Genomic DNA, 22,874 nt, shown 5'->3' on the forward strand with positions numbered 1-22,874 from the left:
CAATAATGAGTAAAAACCCATATAAGAATTTTTCGAAATATATATTACGAACACCGCTTTTCTCATTCACTTCTTATCAAGAATTGACCAAAAAACAAGAAATCTCAGATGAGGATTTTAAAGTTGTTTGTGAAAACCCTGTCGTGAGAGAAGCCCTATTTTTGGCATCTCCATCTTTATTTGAAGAGATGAATCGTTGGCTTGCTGGCGAAATGGACGATGCTAAAAAAGAAGAGAAACTACGCTATTCTATCTTAAAATATATCTCCAGAATGTCTTCTAGATGTACTCCATTTGGACTTTTTGCAGGATGTTCGGTAGGAGAATTTGGTGAAGAAACAGATATTCAGCTCAAAGGTTCCGATCAAAATAAACGCCATACGCGACTCGATATGAATTATCTGGTAGCACTTTCGCAAGATTTGGTTACCAATAAAAAAATTCGCGAGCAATTACTTTTCTTTCCAAACTCTAGTATTTATAAAGCCGGACCGCAGTTACGCTATATAGAATATAAATATTTCAACAGTAGAAGACATCACCATATTGTAGCGGTAGATGATACCGAATATTTAGCCGTTGTATTAGAAAAAGCTTCGCATGGAGCTTCTTTATCTGATTTGGCTAATTTATTGGTAGATGATGAAATTACGATTGAAGAAGCAACAGAATTCATAGAAGAATTAGTGTCAAGTCAGTTACTAATTAGTGAACTAGAACCATCGGTTTCTGGTCCTGAATTCCTTGAGCAAATATGTTCTGTACTAGAACGCTTGCAAGGAGTTGAAGGTATTTTGGCTGCACTAAAAGAAGCAGATAAAAAAATCAACGCGATTGACCAATCTATTGGAAACAATCCGAAAGTATACTTAGAACTCAGTGAGTTTTTACAACAATTGGACACCGACTTTGAATTAAAGTTCATGTTCCAAACTGATATGGTACTACAAAACACCAAAAATGTATTGAGTACAAAGGTTGTAGAAGATATTCAAAAAGGATTTGCACTATTAAATCGTTTGACATTTCCACAAAATACAACAACACTAACCAAGTTTAGAGATGCATTTCACGAACGTTTCGAAGAACGTGAAGTACCACTTTCTACTGCCTTAGACGTTGAAATTGGAATTGGATACAAGCAAGATCAAGGTGCAGGAGATGTAAATCCACTTGTAGATAATATTGTTATTCCAGGAAGACAAGCAAAACATCCAATGATGGAAGTGCGTTGGTCTTCTATCAATAGCTTCTTTCAAGACAAGCTGATTCAAGCGTTTAAAAATGATGATTATGTCATCAAAATTGACGAAAAAGATTTTGAAGGGTACGATCTTAACTGGAATGATCTTCCAGATACATTATCATGTATGATTGAAATCTTAGAAGATGAAAACGGCGAACACAAAATTAAATACAGTGGCGGTGGTGGATCGAGTGCGGCTAATTTACTAGGACGTTTTTGTCATGGTGATGAAGCATTATTCGCATACACACAAGAAATGACCGACATGGAAGCTGAGATGAACAAAGACAAAATCTTAGCCGAAATTGTGCATCTTCCAGAATCGAGAGTAGGAAACATTTTAATGCGTCCAGACTTACGTAAACACGAAATTCCATACTTGGCAAAATCGATCAAAGAAGAAGAAGATCAATTGCCAATTGACGATTTAATGGTTTCTGTAAAAGGAATGAGCAAAGTATTACTACGTTCTAAAAAGAACAACAAAGAAGTAGTACCACATTTAACCAATGCACATAACTACTCGCACAATTCCTTACCAATCTATCACTTCTTAGCCGATATGCAAACACAAGGTATTCGTAGTGGAGTTGGATTCGGATTAGGACCATTTGCCAATGACTTTCCGTTTTTACCTCGTGTAGAGTTCAACAACTTAATCTTCCATGATGCTACATGGAACTTAAAGAAAAGTCATATAGAACCTTTACTAAAAAGTAAAAACGACAACGATAAATTAACGGAAGTGATCCAAACATTGCGCGATAGTTTAAAAATTCCGCAATATGTCATGCTTGCCGATGGTGATAATGAATTGCTTGTAAACTTTGGCAATCTTACTTCAGTTCGTATGTTACTGAACACAGTGAGTAAACGAGGTTCATTCAAACTTACCGAATTCCTATTCAGCGAACGCGGTATTGTAAAAGAAGGAAGTGAATATTATACAAATCAAGTTGTAATATCATTTTATAACGAACAAAAATTAACGCAAAGCAAGCAGAGCAATGAGTAACGATATACAAAGAAATTTTATCCTAGGAGACAGTTGGCTGTATTACAAAATTTATACAGGACCAAAAACCTGCGATGCTGTGCTAACGGAAATCATAAAGCCTGTTGCAGAGCAACTAATTGAACACGGAATTATTGACAAATGGTTTTTTATCAGATATGCCGATCCAAAACACCATGTGCGTGTCCGTTTTCACTATACAAGACCTGAAAATGTTGGATTTATTATCAATGGATTGTATCCAAAATTTAAAGAATTTATTGATCAGGACTTAATTTATAAGATTCAAATAGACACCTATCAGCGCGAAATAGAGCGTTACGGAGCCAATACAATGGATTTAGCAGAAGCCATGTTTTACCATGATAGTAAAATGATTGTGGACTTTGTGGACATGATTGAAGGTGACGAAGGTGAAGAATTACGTTGGTTATTCTCTATCAGAGCCATGGATTCGCATTTAACGAGTTATGGCTACAATGATGATGAAAAACTTGTCATTATGGAACGTTTAAAAACTGGATTTGGAAACGAATTTGGAATGGGACGACCGTTAAAAAAACAATTAGACGACAAGTTTAGAGCCGAACGTAAAAAGATTGAAGAATTTATGGTATTTACCGCTGAGGAAAATCCAGATTATTCGCCAATTTTAGATGTGTTAAAACAAAAAGAAGATGGAATTGCAGAAATAGCAGCTGCCATTATCAAACACAAAGACGACGAAACGCTTATAATGCCTATTGATGATTTAATGGGAAGTTATTTGCACATGTTGATGAATCGTTTGTTCAAGTCAAAAAACCGTATTCACGAGATGGTATGTTACGATTTCTTATATCGTTACTACAAATCAATGATTGCGCGTAAAAAGCACATGAACAAAAACAAGAAGAAGTAATATTCTACATTATAAATCACACAAAAAGCCTAGTATTTAACTAGGCTTTTTTTTATTACAATCCTTTGACAGTGAAGGAAACGTCTTTTAACTACCTTATTTTTTTTCCTGCTAAAAAAGGGCTATTATTGTAAGGATTGATTGCCATTAATTTCCAACACATGCATTTAAAAAAATCGCTTCTCTTTGTCATCAGTTTTCTTTTTTTCTGTTCGCTTTCGCTGAATGCACAAACCGACTCACTACAAGGAAAATCGTATGAGGAATTGATTGGATTGTATGAAAATGCATTGTTTAAGAATCCGCATACTGCAAAAACCTATGCCTTAGCTGCGAACAAAATAGCAAAAAAAGAAAATAACTCTAAAAAATTAGGTTGGTCAACATTCCATATAGCGTATGCTAATAGTTTTATTCCATTGCATGAAGAAGCTATGGAAGGAATTGAAAAATCAATTGTCATTGCCAAAAAAATAGAGGACAACTTTCTCTTATTTAAAAATCATAATCTAAGAGGAAATGTACTCTCAGAAACTGAGAAAGAATTTAAAGCTCTTGATGAATATAAAATTGCCAAAAAATATGCTGATTTAACAGGTGATCCATTAAATAAGATTGTAGTGTCTGTGAATATAGCCTACATAAAAAAAATCCATAAAGATCATGATGAAGCTATAGAAATCTATAAAGAAAATTTAATAACTCTAGACAACTTAAAAACCTCAGACCCAAAAAAAGAAACCTACAAAAAGCAAATCCTTTTTAATCTTTCAGATTGTTATTTGCGAATTAATAAACCTAAAATAGCTAATAAATACAATGATTTAGCTTTAAAAATATGTAGTAAAAAAGACGCTCCTGCATTGTATCACTTATTATTAATGAACAAAGCAATTGCATATTGTCAAAGTAAAGAACATGATTCCTCGATAACTATCGCAAAAAAAGCTGTAAAATATTATACAAATATCAATCAAGAAGAAAGATTAGTAGTTCCTTATTTTTATTTGGGGAAAAATTATTATAAAAAGAACAATTTTAAAGAAGCAATATATTATCTGGAAAAGGCAAATAATATTATCAAAAGGAATAAAATTGTATATAGTGACCAAAAAGATGGATATGAAATATTATATAAATGTTATGATACACTAGGTAATTCTAAAAAGGCTACTAAAAGTTTTGATTTATATCTAAAATTAGATAAAAAAGCTGATAGTATTAATTTAGATGTAAACGATTTGATGCATGATCATGAACTTGCGCCTCTTCAAGACGAAATAAATTCTTTAGGCACATATACAAAGTATTTATATGGAGCATCTGCCATTCTATTACTTTCTCTTTTTGGGTTTTTCATTTGGTATAAACGAAAGCAACAACAAAATAAAATCCGTTTTCAAGAATTATTAGTCACAATTGAACAACTGGAAAAAGACAAAGAAAATACAACACCTGAAGTCGTCGCAAAAGAGGTTTCCAATACAGTTACGGACGAAAACGCATTGCAAATCTTAAAAAATTTAGCGGTATTTGAAGAAAAAGAATTGTATTTACGACAAGATTGTAATTTAAGCTATGTGGCTAAAAAGTTAAAAACAAATACCACCTACTTGTCAAATGTCATCAATACGTATAAAGAAAAATCATTTAAATCCTACCTTTCCGAATTGCGAATCAATGCTGCTTTGATCAAACTTAAAAATGACGACAAATTACGCTCGTATACTATCAAAGCCATTGCAGAAGAATTTGGGTTTAAACGTTCCGAAACCTTCTCCAGAGCCTTTAAAGCACAGACTAACATGTATCCATCGAATTATATAAAAAACCTTGAAAATCAATCAAATACATAAGTGACATTTTATAAAACATCACTACAAATCTTTATTATACTGATATATTTTTTAGATATTGAACTTGTTAACTAAACAAAAAATAATATGAAACGTCTACAATTAAAAAAAGTAAAAATTTCTAGAATAACAAATCCTCATTTAATCATAGCGGGAGGAAATCCACCTTCTGGCAATGATGACAAAAATACTTCAGAGCGTAGAGATTGTCGTCATACTAAGGATGATAATGATGTAGCATGCAACGACCAAACTAATAACGGAGGAACACTGGGAAGAACGGGTTTACCTGGATCAGGTAGTAATCCATCTAATTCCCAGCAAGTTTAAACACTTAAAAACAACCTAACCAATTCATTTCTTACAAGCCTTCATTATATAAAATGGAGGCTCTTTTTTTTGTTAATTAACAATTATGAAACATGATTTCTTTGATTTGTTCGTTATCTTTAATATGTATTTCCCAAAATACCTAATGGTGTATTTTTTTGTTAATTAAAAAAATTAGATCATGAAAAAACACAAATTAGGACTTAACAAATTGGCATTATCCAAGTCAAGAATCGCCGAATTAAATCGTGAAAATGTAAAAGGTGGTTGGAATACCGCTTCTACCAATCCTTTTTGTTTTGCAACAGGTTATTATGACGATGGATGTAATGTAACCGAAAATTGCAACACAGCAAACCATTGCGGAGGAACTAACAATTGTCCAAGTGCAGCTTGTCCGCCTCCAACACAAACGCTACAACTCATATCATGTTATGAAGATTGTTAAAAAAGTATAGTGTTCCCAAAAAGTCTTATAACTGTATTTTTTATTAACCATAAAATTTTAATCATGAAAAAACAAAAGTTAGGATTAAACAAATTAAGCTTGACAAAATCAAGAATTGCTGAATTAAACAAGTCAAATGTAAAAGGTGGTGGTGCATCTACAGCGCCGCATTGTATTTTTACAGGACCACCAACAGGATGTATCATCACAGAAAATTGTCCTGGAGGAGGAACTGGTACTCGCAACTGTGAAACAAATGATCCAACATGTAACACGCAGGCTATTTTATCATGTCTTTTTTCTTGTTAAAGTGAGGAAACTAAAAGATAGCTAAAATCAGTTATTTGTCACTTCGAGGCAGTAGAGAAGTTATTTAATATTTCAGTATCTAATGAATCTCGACTGTGCTCAATTTGACAATTGTATTAAAACAGTAAAAGAAAAGCCTCAAAGTGTCCATCTTTGAGGCTTTTATCATGAAAAAAAGAAATATCTACTTATTTCTTATGTGTTTTTACTTTCTACTAAATACTTCGCGTAGTTGATAAAAGATACGCTGCATCACAGTCAATTCTTCTACCACAATTTCAGCGGTTCCTTCCATTTCTTGTTTAAAATCTATATCCTTTTCAAAAGAACTATTTAAAGAATCTACTTTTAAATAAGCGACATACATTGCAGCCCCACCTTGCGGACTTAGTTGCGGAACACCTGAAATATTAATGATTTCTCCTGATAAACTTCCCCATTCTTGGTACGGATAGCTATCTAATTTGATAATCACTCTTTGTCCAACTTTAATCTTCCCTGAATTCGCTACAGGAAACGAAACTCTTCCTATAATACCTTCCATTTTATCTGGAATTACGGTAAACAAATCTTGTCCTACAGTCACATTTTGGTATTTTGACCAAATATCAAATACGGTAACTTCTCCTTTTATAGGTGATTTCAACACAAATTGCTGTTCCCATTGTAAAATTTGATTCTCTAAATCCTGCTTGGCTTGCTCTAAATTTTGATCGGTAGAAATTTCCGAACTTTTATCACCAACCGAAGCTTGACGTAGATTATTTTGTAAGTTTAAAATAGAATTTTCATCATTCTCAATAGCAGATAACAATCCTTGATACGAACGCTGGTTCGCTAAGTACATATTCTCTCTATCTTTATATTCACGTTCAGAAGCACTTCCTTTTGCTAACAAACGCTTATATATTTCATAATCATCTTTAGCGTTTTCTAGCTCTTTTTCTTGCAAAGCGAGCTGATTTTTACTGTTACGCAACCTGTTTCGAACTCTAATGAGCTGTGAACGTATATTATTCGCTTGATTTCTATCTTCACTGAAAATAGTATAGTTTAAATACGTTAAATACTGTGCTCTAAACTGATTATAAGCAGGCTGTGCTGAACCCAATTTCAATTTTGTTGGAAGTATATAGGCTAGCGAATCAAAGTGACTCTCCTTAGGTACAAAATCCTTCAATACTTTCTTTAACAACTGTACATCTTCATAGCTTGCTGTATTTTCAATAACAGCCAGTACTTCATCGGCTTCTACCTTTTGTCCAGCTTCTACAAAAATACTTGTCAATTTTCCAGAAGCTTTTGCCGTTAAATGTGCAGGCGGATTCTCAGAAGTAATAGTAACTCTTGCCGGAATAATATCATTATAACTCAGCAAAGAAGATCCAACTATAAACATGATAATAATGATAAACACTACCGAAATTCCCCATTGAATTACCCAATTAGGTGCTTGGCCAAGGATTTCCTTGACCTGATCGGAACGTTCGTCAAGATCATTAATTTTCTTGCGTCTCTCTTCCTTTTTTTCCTTTTCTTCCTTTTTTTCGTCTTTCTTCTTAGCCATATTAATTTCCTAGCTCTAATTGATTTTTTACTAATGTGTAATATGCTCCGCGTTTTGCGGTTAATTCTTCGTGATTTCCTAGTTCTATGATTTTTCCTTTATCTAGTACTATAATCTGATCTGCATTTTTTACGGTACTCAAACGATGCGCTACCACAACTACTGTTTTTCCTTTGTAGAATTCTTGAAGATTTTCCATAATAACTTTCTCGTTATTCGCATCTAAAGCACTGGTTGCTTCGTCAAAGAAAATATACTTCGGATCTTTGTATACAGAACGTGCAATTAAAATACGTTGCTTTTGTCCTCCAGAAACATTCACACCACTCGATCCAATTTTAGTATTGTATCCTGATGGCAATTCTTCGATAAAGTCTTCAATATTGGCAACTTTTACAGCATGAATCAAACGTTGCTTGTCTATAATTCCTTCTGAATCTGATTCTGTAATGTTTCTCGCAATCGTATCTCCAAATAAGAAACCATCTTGCATTACCGAACCACACGCTTTACGCCAGTATTTTGTACTAATGTCACCTAACTTATGCGGACCAATATGAATTGAACCTTCATTAAAATCATAAAATTTAAGCAACAATTTAATCAAGGTTGTTTTTCCACTACCACTGGCTCCAACAATAGCTGTTACTTTCCCTTGTGGAATGTCTACTGTTAAATCGTCTAAGATTAATGGCGAACTTTTTCCACCATAACGGAAACTTGCATTCGTAAGTTTGATTGTTTTATCTTCTGGTAATTCTTTGATATTTTCTTCAAAACGATCTTCTTCATCATCTTTATTGTGAATCTCAGACAAACGCTCTAAACTAATTTTTGCATCCTGTCCAGATTGAATGAACGTAATGAAATTGTTGATTGGTAAGTTTAACTGTCCAATGATATACTGTACCGAAAGCATCATACCTAAGGTAAACATTGGATCGTCAATTACGGAAGTCGCCGCAATATAGGTAATGATAATATTTTTAAGCTCGTTGATAAATCGTCCACCTGTATTTTGTGTCTGCGAAAGTGCTAATCCTTTAATAGAAATTTTAAATAAACGCACCTGAATTGCTTCCCATTCCCAACGTCTTCTTCGTTCAGAACCGTTCAGTTTAATTTCTTGCATTCCCGAAATTAGCTGATACAAACTACTTTGGTTGTCTGAAGATTGATCGAATCGTTTGTAATCGAGTTCCGCTCTTTTCTTCATAAATAACAGTGTCCAACCAATGTACAACGCAGAACCTACAAAGAATACGATAAATATTTGCATATTATAGTACGCTAATACACCTCCAAAAATGAACATGTTAAAAGCAGAAAACAAAGTATTCAAGGTTGTAGACGATAAGAAACTCTGAATTCTGTTATGGTCATAAATACGCTGAATAATATCTCCCGTATTTTTAGAATCGAAAAAGGCAATTGGCAAACGCATCAACTTGATTAAGAAATCGGAAATCAGGTTGATGTTAATCCGGCTTGTCATATGTAATAAAATCCAACCTCGAATCAGTTCTACGGTAGTTTGCGAAATAAACAACGTTAATTGCGCAATTAATATCAGGAAGACAAAATTCTTATTCTGATAATTAATACCATAATCCACCACGGATTGGGTTAAAAACGGAAATATCAACTGCAGCAAACTCCCGACCAGTAGTCCTAAAATTAACTGAGCAATATATTTTTTATAAGGTTTAAAATACCAGAATAAGAACTTAAAGCCATATTCTTTCTTTTCTTCCTTCTCCATTTCATAAAACTCTGGAGTTGGCTCTAACAACAACAAATATCCTTCGGCATTATCCGGATCAGCATTGCTTCCTATCCAACCTTTTATGAAATCTTCTTTTGAGTATTTTACCAAACCATGTGCAGGATCGGCAACATATACTGTATTTCTTTTTATCTTATAAACCACTACAAAATGACGCTGTCTCCAGTGTGCAATACACGGATACGGAACTTCATCTACTAAGGTTTTATAATCAACACTAACGGCTAAAGTATGCAAGCCAATTTCTTCAGCAGCTTCGGCAATTCCACCAAGGGAAACACCTTCTCTGGTAATATTTGCTTTCTTTCTCAGAAAGTCAATTGTATAGGCACGTCCAAAATGCTTTGCTACCATACGTAAACACGTTGGTCCACAATCCATCTGATCTAACTGTCGGTAAAAAGGAAATTCTCTCTTTATCATTAACTTTCTTTCTTGTGTAATTTATAGTTTGGTTTCTGTTTTTATGGAATTTTTTCGATCACTTTCTTATTTTTAATAGTTCACACGACATTTGCGACGATTCCATAAATAACTTTGGTTTTTTCTTAAAAAAATTGTCTTTTATGAGAAAAACACGTACAAATATATATTTTTATTTGATTTTCACCAAACAAAAAATGACTTTTTGTACGATATTTTCGTATAAATTGATATATTTGTAGTGTAAGAACCTAAAAAATAACCCAGATGCTCGTAAAATTCACAGTAGAAAACTATTTATCTTTCAAAAATAGAACCTCTATTGATTTCACAGCGACTTCCCTTACCGAACTGCGAGATGCAAATCTTTATCAATCACCATTAAAAAATGTGACCTTGTTAAAGAGCATGATTATTTACGGAGCAAATTCCAATGGAAAGAGTAATTTGTTTAAAGCAATTAGCTTTGCGCGAAAGTTTATCATCAATTCTTCGAAAGATTCACAATCAGACGAAGCTATAGAAGTTCAACCGTTTTGCCTATCTACTGAAACGATAGAAAATCCGAGTCTTTTTGAATTGGTATTTATTCATGATGCTGTAAAATATCGCTATGGTTTTCAAGTTGATGAAACCGAAATTCATAAGGAATGGTTATATATGACTACCAAAAACAAGGAACAACTCTTGTTTGAAAGAGACTTTCAAGACATTACCATTACTAAAAAATACGATGCTGCCAGTAATAACTTAACGTCTATTACACGAAAAAATGCTTTATTTATTTCTGTATGTGCGCAATTTAATATTCCCACAGCAATGGCCATTTTAAAAGCATTGAGCAATGTACAATACATTTCAGGAATGCAAGATCGTTATACGGTCAACTTTACCATTGATATGATGGACGATCCTACCAAGAAGAAATATATAGACAATTTTATTGCCAGTGCCGATTTAGGATTTACCGAGACCAAAGTAGAACGTTTCAAGCTTACGGAAGAAATTTTAGAAAAAGGAAACGTTCCAAAAGAGATTCGAAAAATGATTTTAGAATCTGATGAGGAAAATGTTGTAGTCAGCACAAAACACCCAATTTACGATGAAAATAATGAGGAAGTAGACAATATTTATTTCAACCTATTTGTCAACGAATCATTGGGAACAGGAAAATATGTAGCACTTTCAGGTCCAATCATAGATACGTTAATGAATGGAAAAACCTTAATTATTGACGAATTTGACGCACAATTGCACCCGCATTTAAGCAAAGCGATTGTAGAGTTGTTCAATTCTAAAGAAAATAATCCGCACGGTGCACAATTAATTTTTGCTTCACACAATCCGGCGTTGATCAATCCGAAACGTAAACTTTTCCGCCGTGATCAAATCATTATCACCGAAAAAGATCAATTTGGCGTGACCAATATGGAATCTTTATACGATAAGAAAATCCGAAAAGATGCTTCTTTCGAAAAAGACTATCTCGAAGGAAAATATAGTGGAATTCCAGATATTAAAATTGACGATGACTTCCGCTTGTTTGATGAGTAATTCATATCAAACTTTACAAAAAACAAAAGCCTTAGCAATAATATTACTATCTATCATGTTTTAGTATAAAAGCAACTGTCTTCGAACATGAAATACATAGCAACTTTACTACTCATCATTTGTTGTCAGAACATACGAAGTCAGTCTGTTAATATTGAACAGCTTTTCTTTGATATCGTTGATCTTGAATCTTCCGATGAAAACAGTAAAGTTGGATACTTAAAAAAAGTGCATTTCGGAATGCTTTCTTTCGACTTGAAAAATTTTGAAGGTCACAAATCATTAACCTATTCTACATATCAAAGAAACACAAAACGTACTGATAGCATTACATTAAGTTCTACAGAAAAAAAATACTTAATTACCGAATTGAGAGCTTCTAAAAATTTTGAGTGGAATTTGAACAGAAAAAACAAATTACTTGTTGTTGAAAATAATGAGTCACTCGCTGTCCACTTCCTTGCAAAAAACAAAAACAGCCTCTTAAAAATTGTTTCCAAACCAATCTTCATACGAAACAATACCATTGCTTGTGTGTACAGTGCAGATTTGTGCTGTGGTCACATTTACGGGCATACAAGTTTATCTTTTTACAAGCGTATTAATGGAAAATGGACCGAATGGATTGTCATTTGTCAAGGTGATTTTTAAATTGGTTTTTTCCGCTTTCGCGAGAATAATTCATACCAAAATCCTGCTCCTCTACTACACTTTTACCTAAACGGCAAAAGTGACCTATTGCACCTCAAAGGACTAAGTATAACTACCTATTTTTAAAATTTAGAGGTTTTACGCTTACAAGACTAGGTTTATTATTACATATTTACGAGCGTACCCGAAAGCGGTATTTGTATACAACTAACCTAAATCCATAACAGCATGAAATCTCCAAAAAATGATGCGCACATGCCAGTAACCAACAGAATGGGAAATTGGCTTCCAACCAAAAAAGACGCAGCAGCTTGGCTCGAAAAGACTAAAAAAGAAGCAAAGAAGAAGAAGCTTAAACTTGATCCTACGATTAAGAGTTTTAAAAAGTTGATAGAAACCGATCCTATCATCAATATGTACTTCACACAAATGTTTCAGCAACAACCAAAATTTGCGCCGCCACCAAATAGTGGTGATGTAAAAATTAAGAATTATCAGGAAATGTTGCTCATCATGAATCATGTGCTAAAAACAGCTCCAGAATACAATACCACAGGAATGGTCGGTTTTCCAATCAACGCTATTCTCGATTTCCCAATGATTACTCCCGCAGGTTTAGCAGCCTTTGCCGATGCAAAAGTGAACAAAGCTTTGATGAGAATCTTAAAGAAATGGCAAAAATATTTAGACACTCCAGATTCGTTATATGTACTCAATACAGGACCAAATGGCTGGATGAGCAAAAGCGCTTACAAAGCGTTGAGCATGCAAGATTTTATTCATGAACCAGACAAACCTTTTTGGGGATTTAAATCGTGGAATGATTTCTTTATTCGTCAATTCAAAAAAGGAAAAAGACCTATTGCATCTCCTAAAAACAAAAAAGTAATTGTAAGTGCCTGTGAAGCGGCTCCATTACGCATTAGCAGCAATGTTCAGCGTACGAGCGAGTTTTGGATTAAAGGGCAACCGTATTCACTAGAACACATGCTCGATGGTCACAATGTCGATTATTATGTGGGCGGAACAGTCTATCAAGCGTATTTAAGTGCTGAAAATTATCACCGTTGGCATGCTCCAATTGATGGGAAAATTGTTGAAGTTCGTCATGTAAAAGGAACGTACTACTCCGAAGCAGCTTCTGAAGGTTTTGATCCTGCAGGACCGAACAATTCGCAAGCATACTTAGCACAAGTCGCAGCAAGAGCTTTAATCTTTATTGATAGTGGCGATAAAAACTTAGGAACTGTTTGTGTCATGCCAATCGGAATGGCAGAAGTTTCTTCCTGCTTAGTCACCGTAAAAGTTGGAGATAAAGTGAAAAAAGGAGAACAAATTGGGTATTTCCAGTTTGGAGGTTCTACGCATTGTGTATTGTTCCAAAAAGGAGCCATTGCCAATTTTACATTGCCTGCTATTCCACAAGGAGAACAAGGAGCAGATTCTAAAATTGTTCCTGTAAACTCTGCCATCGCTGTAGCGAATTAAACCAAAACTAACGAACCATAATAACCATCATAATGAAAAGAATAATCGTAATAGTACTGCTATTAGCTGTTTTTGGTGTGTTGCTGATGAATATGTCAGAATCGCAAACAAGCACTAGCAGTTTTGTATTTGACACACCAGCGTATCAAGGAAACAAGGATTTTCAAGATCCTGATAAAAGAGCTGCTTTTGCAGATGCTTGGGACAAATATGTAAATCGGTACACAGTTAATGCTGCAACTTATAATTTAAGTGGAGGCTACGAATACACAGTGCCAGGAAAAACATACGTAAATCCAAAAGAATATCCCGATTTCTTTAAAGATGCAGCACAAATTCCTGTACGTTGGGAAGCCTTCCCAGGACGTGTTTTATACTATTTAAAACAGAAGTTTATTGACACCTACGGATTTGTCGAAGGAACCGACAGAATGTATAAAATGGTTGATATGGGACCTGTAGCGTATCAAGCGGAATACAAAGACAGTATTGTATATATTCCCAAAAGTCCTTGCAATCCAAATCCAGATAATTTAAAATTATTCGATCCACTTGGACCGAGAGGTTGGCTCGATGAATATTGCGAAATGGGTATCATGCGAAATTCAGCCAAAAAAATTAAAAAGCTTCACTTTACCTGTGAAAATCCAGAGTATTACTGGACCATGTGGAAAGTAGATCCAAATAAAGTATTGGACATCTATCAAAAAACATTAGGCAATACAAATATCCAGTTAGAAGATTTGTACCTCACAGATGCTAAAGGAAATGCTGTAATTGACAGAACTACGCAGTTACCTGCTTATAATCCTATCAACAAATGGAATAGCGGAACTGAAATGACCGATACTAAAGGTGGCGCTATGCATTTAACGAGTCCGCCAAATGAATTGCAAGCTGAAATTGTCTTGGCTGGTGGCGGTGCTGTGTTACGCAGCTATAATGTGGAAGAAAACGCTGATGCAAACACATTAATTTGTTGTAGTAAATACGGAAGACGCTTTAGACATAGCGATCCGCATATTGGACAAAACGTATATCAGGCAGTACAAGAAGGCTTGGAAGTTACACTTTTAAATCCTGTTGGATTGTATTTGCAAGAACCATTATACCAATATTTTGAACTTCCTGCAAACGCGCCAAAATATGCTAAAATACAGGATTGCTTCAAGTTTGTACGTGGAGAAGTTCATAACAAAGAAGATCAATTGCCATATCCAAACAATATGATTTTGCATATGATTATGGAAATTCCTGAAAGTTGGGATGACAGTATTACTTTGGAAGATATTAAAGTGTTTGGTAAGAACATAAAATATGGTTCTCAAGTGATGGAAACCATCAAAGTACAACTAGCGGCCGCTGGAAAACCTGCTTCTGTAGAAACCAAAGCCCTAGAACTTGACTGTACAGCAGATAATGGAATTGTTGGAGTCGATTATTTTGTAGATGCCAACATCTTAAAAACGAGTATTGACAGTTATAATAAATTGAATATATACGCGAATGTAACAAGTAATATTACGCAAGTAGCGCAAGGAAGTACCGTAGATAATCTTGCCGTAGTTATTAGCAATGTAGTGGATAAATTTGGCAATGGAATTCCTCCGAATAAGTTTCAACCAGAAAACTTTAAAATCAGTTTTCCAGATACTAACATAGAAGTTACATCGAGCTATGTTGGAAACGATCCTGCATACGCTACGTTGACCAAAAACGAAGAATATACGTTTAATATTAGCGTAAAAGTCCCTGCAGATGTATCTGTTGGACAATACAGTATTCTGGTAACAAACAACAATTTTGGTTTGGCAGTTCCGCACATGATTGAAGTAGTGGCTGCCGATGCATTAGCCAAATAATAACCATTTAAAATTATACAATGAAAACAAAAATTATCAGTTTCGTAACAGTTGTAGCAATCCTTATGGTTATTGGCTGCAAGAATAATAAAAAAGCAACCTATGTAGACATGTCTGCCGCAAATGCCTGTGGCGTAGGATGCGATACTTTGGTGTTTTTACCAAACAATCCAATTGATGTTAAAATATTGAATCAACAGTGTGCCAATACCTTTGCTTGGCAGTCGTTTATTGCGTTGACATGGCCATCGAGTCCAGTAGAAGCAGGACAACCAGATCGTTCTAAAACTGTTGAAGATTGGGGGAAACCAGGCGATTTAACACCAATGGCTTTAGGAACCTATAAAAGTGCCGAAAATATCTTTACCAAGCACAAGCCAACACGTTGGGGAAGCAATTTAGATCAAATTATGAATACCGATCCTAACGATAATATTTCACATAGAGAAGTAGCCGATTTTAGTAAGTTTGATGATGATAAAGAAGTAGTAAACGAGTTGTTTCAAGCTTCTGGTGGAACTTCGTGGTTAACGGATCAAAATGGAAAGTTGATTTGGTATGAAATTAAAGTGAATCATACTGAGTTCGATTATATTTCTACGAACGAATTATACAATCCTGTAAAGCAAAATGCAATGGCAGAAAATGGTGGAATTTGGTTGCCAAATGGTTCTATTGAGATTAAAGCAGCTTGGCGCGAAATTGCAGATGCAGATTACGAAAAGCTGAAAGATCGCTATAAAATTATTACCGCTTGGGTTCCGCAGAAAGTAGTCGTAAAAAGCAGAGACTCTGTGAAAATGAGTGATTATAAAGAAACAAAACTAGGCTTGGTAGGATTACACATTATTCAAAAAACGCCAACCATGCCACAATTCCACTGGGCAACCTTTGAACATGCGGATTTAGCTCCTGAAAAGCAAATTAAAGAGTCTAAAATAGATTGGTTGTTATACAATCCGGAGAAATACAATGAAACACCAAATCAAACACCAACTGTTGGAAAAGATCCAATTGATCAGCCTGTTCAAGTAATTAAAGAACACGAAGCTACTGTGGGATTGGATGCCAAAGTACTGAATGAATTTGTGCATGAACGCATCAAAGAACTAAGTCCAAATAGTGTCTTTAAATATTATCATTTAGTAGACAGTCAATGGCCTTCGAGTGCCGTCTCTGATAATGACAACGAAACATTCACTCCGCTAAAAGATGGTGGAAAAACACCAATGATTATGACCAATGTAACCATGGAAACTTATGTACAAACGATTTCTTGTTTAGATTGTCATGTTGGTGCTGGAATTAATCATAAAAAAGATGGACAAGAATATGCTTCTGACTATAGTTTTATATTCGGAATGGCGCAAGAGCAAGTTCCTACAGCTACAGTAGCAAACAAAAAAGAGAAAACTATGAAATAGTGTAATATCAGTCAACTATAACAACTTGTTATCAAACGATAACTACACAAAAAGGTCGCTAAAATTAGTGACCTTTTTACTCCTTTTTCTACTATATTTTAAAGTTGAAATAACGCATTAACTACAAAAATTGAGGAAGCATTAAAAATTGTTTAATAGCCAAAATTATTCATTTTTAACTAATCCAAAATTTTTATGAAACGTTTATTAGTAGTATCCAGTTTTTTTTTAATCTTATTAACCTCTACCAACAGTGCTTTTGCACAACAAACCATTCCTAAAGGTACTCAAATTGCCTTAGTCACAGACTTGAATCGATGGGCAACCGTTTGCAAGGACTGTCAAAGATTAAAGTATTCATCTATCAACTTAACAGTAACGTCTAACACAGACGCATCAAGCAGAAATCCTAACAAAGAATCCATTTACACAGTAGAATACCAAGATGGAAAAATACGATTGCTCACCTATGCTGGCACGTATCTTTCTGTATGTGGTGACTGTAGAAAAAAAGGTCCTAATTCCCTTTTAGTTGCTACAATGAAGAAAAAGTCTAACAGAAAAGTATCGCGCGAAGCATTATTTGATTTTATTCCTGTTAAGAATAGTGACTTTTACATGATTAAAGCTTTCAATGGCAAATATGTAACTCGTTACCATCCTGGAAACGATCGTCCCGATATGTTAAAAGGCAAATCACAAGTATTGGCAGCCTACTATGGAAAAACAGACAGAAGAGCTGGAAAATTTAATGTGATTCCTGTTAATGGAAATTTTTCTAGAGGATTTGTTGCAGGAAAAAAGATTCCGAAAGCTGTAAAACATCCTAATATTATAGGAAATCAATGGATGACAAATACATCTACACTTAATAAAGGTGTTGCGTATAGAAGAAAGAGTCAGGTGAATCAACAAAATTATGCTCCGGGAATTCCTTGTACAAGTAGTATATGTTGGGTATATACAACAGGTAATTATTCAGGGTTAAATGAACGTGATGACTTTGCTCAAGATTATATATATAAAATTGAATATCTAGGAGCTAGCAAAGGGTACAAAATTACAGGGAAGAGTCAGAGAGTATTGAGTCCTATAAAAGTTTCTAACACAAAACCTTACTATGACAATATCCTTGGTCAATTAGTTGTATTTGAAAAGACTAGCGGTTCATCTCTAGGAGATCAATATTGGAACATTGAGAAAGTAACAGATGATTTTTACATTCTTCAAAATAGAGCTTCTGGTCTGTATCTGGGTAATGTTTGGAATGGTAAAGTTAATTTTTATCAAGATGCGCTTGTGGAGAAAAAAGACGCACTTCCTATCGCTTTTGAAACTTATAATTCATCTCAAGGGCTGCCAAAAACTCATAAAAATGGGTATACTTTTAATACGATTGATGTGCCTAATTCTAATGAAATGGTTGTGAACCCTATGAAGCTAACTTCTCAAACATGGAGAAAACATGCGACTGCTATTGGAGGAAATAATTATAGTTATTTAGGATATAATGATTGGCAATTGGCTACTAAAAAGAAAGCGGAAGAGATTACCAAAAAGTTTCAAAACACATTGTGCGAAAACTATTTAGACCTTTTTTCTCTAAGTCCAATTTTTTATAGTGTTGATCCTAGTTGGGATGCAAATAGTAATTTTGATGGAATATTATCAATCAACAGAAAAGGAGTTTCTAGATATCCTACGACAAGAAACTCTTCTAGTAATGGAAAAGTGATGCTTTGGCGAAAAAAGTAATATCAGTTAACTATAACAATTCGTTATCAAACGATAACTATACAAAAAGGTCGCTAAAATTAGCGACCTTTTTTAAACATTTTCTTCTATATTTTTAATTATAATAACACTAGCTACGAACAAGTTTAGTCAAAATAATGATATATATAGCCGATTCATTTGATTAGAAAAAAATGTTAGTTTATTACGATTCTTTTTGTGGTGGTTCCTTTATCAGAAACTACTTTTACTAAATATAACGCTCTGGTTAATTCAGAAACATCAAAAGAATATCCTGCAGTAAAACCACCTTTAAAGGTTTTGATTTGTTTTCCTGTAATATCATAAATCTGTACTTCTTCTACTTTTTTGTCTAGTTTAAAGCTGTCGGAAGCAGGATTTGGATATAAGGAAAGTATGTTTGTTGTGTTTTGAAATTCTTGGGTACTTAAGATGGATTGTTGATTTCCAAAGATTCTAAACTGTCCCGCAGGAATAGAAATCGGATCCGCCGTATTGGTTACATTGATGCTTGTTGCACCCGTATCGTCCATTAAATCGTACCAAGTTCCTGTGTATGGGAAATCTGGAACAATCGTTAAATCTGCCACAGAGAAATTACACAAAATCACTACATTCTTTAATTCAGACGCAGGAATGTTATCATCCCAAATGTAAATACGTTGTCTGATATCGTTAATGTATGGACTGATGGAGTAGTTTCCTTCAAATACAGGTTCTTCTACTTTTAAGTCAATAATGCGTGCCCAATCGTCATAGATTTTAGCTCTGTTAGCATCTGCCAACCAATTGTTCGTCCATTGTGGTTGTGGTTTCGTATCCAATTTACAATCGCCTGGTGTTGGATCGCTTGGTAAATTGACACTTCCATTTCCACAGGTAAAGATAGAATTCTCCATTCCTAACGCTCCAAAATGCCAAATCATTTTTGGTCCAGGAATCGTTAAAGAAGCTGCTCCTAAAGCAGACATTCTGGATAATGACGTATTCAAATCTTGTACATTATGCGTTGCTAATGCTGTATTTCCAAACTGCAAGTTTTTATACATTAAGCGCTCTTCATCATGACTTTCAGCATATCCCATCAATCTTGGTCCATTAAAACCTCTACTGTTGTGTCCCATTCTGGAAATATCTGCATTAGAAGCAAATCCCATCGTCAATTGATTGTATTGATCGGTCATTTTTCCCCACATCATAATTCCTTTTCCTTCACCCAAACGGTAATCTGCCCATTCTTTTTCTTCATTGTCTTGTCCCAAATGCTCAAAAATCACATAATGATCGTCATCCAAACTCCAAGAATAATCTGCATATTGCTTTAATATTGCTACACGATCATTTCTATAACCGTTGGTACAACCTTCGTCACTTGCCGTACATTCTTGTGTGAATCCTTTGGTTAAATCCCAACGGAAACCATCAATTTTATATTCTTCAATCCAATGTTTTACCACACGTTCTGTGTAATACTGGGTTCGTGTTTGTTGATGATTAAAGTCAGATCCAACACTGTAACTGTGTGTTGCTACCTGATTGAAATATGGATTTTCGGAACTTGGTTCGCCCCAACCATCGTTATCTGGATCGTTCATCCACATACGCACCATTGGATTTCTTCCAAAAGCATGGTTTAACGCGACATCTAAAATCACGGCAATTCCGTTTTGATGACATAAGTCTACGAATTCTTTAAACTTATCTGCGGTTCCGTAATATTTGTCTAATGCTAAGTGAAAAGAAGTATTGTATCCCCAACTTTCATTGCCTTCAAACTCCATGATTGGCATTAATTGAATGGCGTTTACGTTTAAGTTTTTAAAGTAATCAATACGATCTATTAGGTTTTGATAGTTTCTATCGGCATCAAAATCACGAATTAATACTTCATATACAATTAAGTCTTCCTTTTTTGGCTTTGTAAAGTTTTGCACTTGCCAGTTGTAAGGTGTCTGTCCCGTTTGCAATACCGTAACTTCACGTTCTTGTCCCGCAGGATATGTTGGAAGGTTTGGATAAGTTGCTGCCGGAATAAATGGATCGTCAAAAGGCGATAATACTAATGTAGAATATGGATCTGCTGTTTTGACTAATGCTGGCGAATTTGCAATTGGCGTTTCGTCAATCACCCAATATTGATAAGTGTAGTTTTGTCCTGGAGTTAATCCTGTGATTTCCAACCAAAATTTTCCTGTCGTACCATCTTTTTTCATGGCATAACTTCCATCTGGTTGCCAATTGTTGAAGCTTCCTGCAATGTATACAAAGTCTTTGTTTGGCGCATCTAATACCAATGTAGCTTTTGACGTATCGGCATCATAGTTAATTCCATCTTCTAAACCTGCCGCTAATGATTCTGTTACGGTTCCAGGATTGATAATTACATTAAAAGTTTTTGTAATGGTAGTTCCGCCTAAAGTTACTTCTAAAGCATAACTTTTATTTTCGGTAATATTTGTATCTGTATACGAATACGAAGCGCCATTATTTGAGTTAATCGTACTTCCATTTGCTTTTAAAACATACGCAGCGCTTCCGCCTGTATTATTTGCTGTAATGGTAAAGTTTGAACCTGATGCTAAGATGGTAGTACTTCCATCGTTTGGCGTTACTAAAGTAGATTGAAACGCTCCTACATCAAAGAAGAAATCAGAACAACCTGTTGCCTTCAGTTCTTGTCCTCCATTTTCGTTTCTAAAAACCATTCCCATTTTGGTAATCGTTTCTGCTTGTGCTGTTGTGAGTCCGTAATAGGTTTCTGGCACAATGGTAATTTGCCATAATCCGCCACCCATATCGGTCATTTCTCCAACACCATCATCTTGTCCCCAATTTCCAATAACATAGGTCCAAGGATTGGCGTCAGTTCCTGCACCTGAGTGCATGTATACTTTGTTCGGACTGTTGATTCCATCGCAATCCGTTGCAGTACTATTAATGTCTACTGTAATTGTAATTGAGTCGTCAACCTCATAAGGTGTTGGCGTAATGGTCACTTGACCAAATGCGATACTCGCAAACAATAAACAGAGTATGTGTAGTTTTTTTTTCATCTCTTTCCCTTTTTCAGATAAAATTTGCCATGGAATGCGAACGCGTCATGACCTATTTCATAGCTTTTGTTTAAATATTGATTCATGAAGATAAAAAAGGCTGTAATGATTGTATTACAGCCTTTTTGAATGATCGTTATATTAATTAAGCGTCAGTGTATATGTGTATTCTCTTGGATTGCTCAAGTCTAATACCACTGTATAGTTTCCTGCTGCTGGTACTACAATGTTGTCTCCGCCATTGTTTAGTCTTCCGTCAGCTCCAGTATCTCCATAGTTCCAATCCCAACCGTCGTTTGCTCTAAACTTAATTTCATCAGCAGTTAAGTCGATGGTAATTGAGAATGTTTGTGAATCTGCATCATACGTCATGTCGTTATCACTGTCCCAACCTGTTGGTGTTCCAGATCCGATTAATCCCCAATTTGTATATTGAGCAGCACTGTATGTTAAGTTTTCAGTATCTACTTGTAAGTAGTAATATCCTGGTGTTGTTTGCACGTTAGATTCTCCATCTTCTGTTAAGATTCCTGAGAAGCTTCCATCATCTCCCCAATCCGTATTTCCCCAAGCGAAGTTTCCAGTATCATCTGGTGCCACAAATTTGTATTCGTTACTTAACCAAACATATCCTTCATAGTCAGAAGCTCCGAATTCAGAAGAAGCTAATCTTGGTGCTGTTCCTGGATCCCATCCTTGGTGATCTCCTGGCACAGCAATCATAGGTAATGATGTTGTGTAAGGAGTTACGTTTAATGTCAATGTTTGAGACATTTGTTGTTGTGCATCTTGTGTTCCAATAGAAGAAATTACACGGATATCTAAATCACCTGCAACAAATGGACTTAATCCTGCAGCGATTGATACATCATTTAATTGTTGGTTAGTCCAAGATATAAATCTCTCATTTGTAGATCCGCCTGCAATTGGTGCTGCAAAATCTGTTCCTCCTAATGCAATTTCTACATCATAAGTAACTGACGTTTGTGTATCGTAATCTGCATCGTTCCAAACTAACGTAGTTGCTACATTTTGTTCGTTGGCAGCACTTAAAACGATTGCTGTTCCTGCTGCTGGTGTAACTAATTCTGGTCCGCCTTGTGGAGAAGCAATGATTAAATTATCATCATCACTACATGCATTGAATCCAACAAAGGCAACAATTGCTAAAAAGCCTCCTGTTATTTTGTTTAATTTTTTCATATG

General features: G+C 34.9%; 16 protein-coding genes. 12 read left to right on the plus strand and 4 right to left on the minus strand.

Annotation, left to right across the window (positions count from 1 at the left end):
• Positions 1–5 precede the first annotated feature (5 nt).
• From Q0845_RS03440 to Q0845_RS03465, 6 genes are all read left to right on the plus strand, one after another.
• Positions 6–2,261 (plus strand): lantibiotic dehydratase family protein, encoded by a 2,256-nt coding sequence (locus tag Q0845_RS03440; protein ID WP_298509201.1) that lies wholly within the window; start codon positions 6–8, stop codon positions 2,259–2,261.
• A complete protein-coding gene (locus Q0845_RS03445; RefSeq protein ID WP_298509204.1) occupies positions 2,254–3,162 on the plus strand; it encodes a thiopeptide-type bacteriocin biosynthesis protein in 909 nt (302 codons plus the stop codon). Before Q0845_RS03440 ends, Q0845_RS03445 begins: the two co-directional genes overlap by 8 nt.
• A 161-nt stretch (positions 3,163–3,323) precedes the next feature.
• Positions 3,324–5,018, plus strand: a complete 1,695-nt coding sequence (locus tag Q0845_RS03450; RefSeq protein WP_298509208.1) for a helix-turn-helix domain-containing protein — start codon at positions 3,324–3,326, stop codon at positions 5,016–5,018.
• 87 nt (positions 5,019–5,105) lie between these two features.
• Positions 5,106–5,348, plus strand: coding sequence for a hypothetical protein (locus tag Q0845_RS03455; RefSeq protein WP_298509211.1), 243 nt, complete (start codon positions 5,106–5,108; stop codon positions 5,346–5,348).
• Between the two features lie 181 nt (positions 5,349–5,529).
• Entirely contained in the window at positions 5,530–5,796 is a 267-nt protein-coding gene (locus tag Q0845_RS03460; protein WP_298509213.1) for a hypothetical protein, read from the plus strand.
• Positions 5,797–5,859: 63 nt separating this feature from the next.
• Positions 5,860–6,105: a hypothetical protein gene (locus tag Q0845_RS03465; protein ID WP_298509215.1), complete on the plus strand. Its 246-nt coding sequence runs from the start codon at positions 5,860–5,862 to the stop codon at positions 6,103–6,105.
• A gap of 205 nt (positions 6,106–6,310) precedes the next feature.
• Here Q0845_RS03465 and Q0845_RS03470 read toward each other — a convergent pair whose 3' ends face one another.
• Positions 6,311–7,672 (minus strand): HlyD family efflux transporter periplasmic adaptor subunit, encoded by a 1,362-nt coding sequence (locus Q0845_RS03470; protein ID WP_298509218.1) that lies wholly within the window; start codon positions 7,670–7,672, stop codon positions 6,311–6,313.
• Position 7,673: 1 nt separating this feature from the next.
• Positions 7,674–9,881 carry a peptidase domain-containing ABC transporter gene (locus tag Q0845_RS03475; RefSeq protein ID WP_298509222.1) on the minus strand — a complete coding sequence of 736 codons (2,208 nt, stop codon included), beginning with the start codon at positions 9,879–9,881 and terminating at the stop codon, positions 7,674–7,676.
• A gap of 267 nt (positions 9,882–10,148) precedes the next feature.
• Between Q0845_RS03475 and Q0845_RS03480 the strand changes: the two genes are divergently transcribed.
• From Q0845_RS03480 to Q0845_RS03505, 6 genes are all read left to right on the plus strand, one after another.
• Positions 10,149–11,435, plus strand: coding sequence for an ATP/GTP-binding protein (locus Q0845_RS03480; protein WP_298509225.1), 1,287 nt, complete (start codon positions 10,149–10,151; stop codon positions 11,433–11,435).
• 87 nt (positions 11,436–11,522) lie between these two features.
• Positions 11,523–12,086, plus strand: coding sequence for a hypothetical protein (locus Q0845_RS03485; protein WP_298509228.1), 564 nt, complete (start codon positions 11,523–11,525; stop codon positions 12,084–12,086).
• A 228-nt stretch (positions 12,087–12,314) separates the two neighbouring features.
• Positions 12,315–13,574: a phosphatidylserine decarboxylase family protein gene (locus Q0845_RS03490; protein ID WP_298509231.1), complete on the plus strand. Its 1,260-nt coding sequence runs from the start codon at positions 12,315–12,317 to the stop codon at positions 13,572–13,574.
• Between the two features lie 32 nt (positions 13,575–13,606).
• Complete coding sequence (locus Q0845_RS03495; RefSeq protein WP_298509234.1) at positions 13,607–15,436, plus strand: hypothetical protein; 1,830 nt, start codon at positions 13,607–13,609, stop codon at positions 15,434–15,436.
• A gap of 20 nt (positions 15,437–15,456) precedes the next feature.
• Entirely contained in the window at positions 15,457–16,860 is a 1,404-nt protein-coding gene (locus tag Q0845_RS03500) for a hypothetical protein (protein ID WP_298509237.1), read from the plus strand.
• 195 nt (positions 16,861–17,055) lie between these two features.
• Positions 17,056–18,615, plus strand: coding sequence for a hypothetical protein (locus Q0845_RS03505; RefSeq protein ID WP_298509240.1), 1,560 nt, complete (start codon positions 17,056–17,058; stop codon positions 18,613–18,615).
• A 176-nt stretch (positions 18,616–18,791) separates the two neighbouring features.
• Here Q0845_RS03505 and Q0845_RS03510 read toward each other — a convergent pair whose 3' ends face one another.
• Entirely contained in the window at positions 18,792–21,668 is a 2,877-nt protein-coding gene (locus tag Q0845_RS03510; RefSeq protein ID WP_298509243.1) for an alpha-amylase family glycosyl hydrolase, read from the minus strand.
• Positions 21,669–21,809: 141 nt separating this feature from the next.
• Complete coding sequence (locus Q0845_RS03515; protein WP_298509246.1) at positions 21,810–22,871, minus strand: SusE domain-containing protein; 1,062 nt, start codon at positions 22,869–22,871, stop codon at positions 21,810–21,812.
• Positions 22,872–22,874: the final 3 nt, after the last annotated feature.

The organism is uncultured Kordia sp., from assembly GCF_947489565.1.
Lineage (GTDB): Bacteria > Bacteroidota > Bacteroidia > Flavobacteriales > Flavobacteriaceae > Kordia.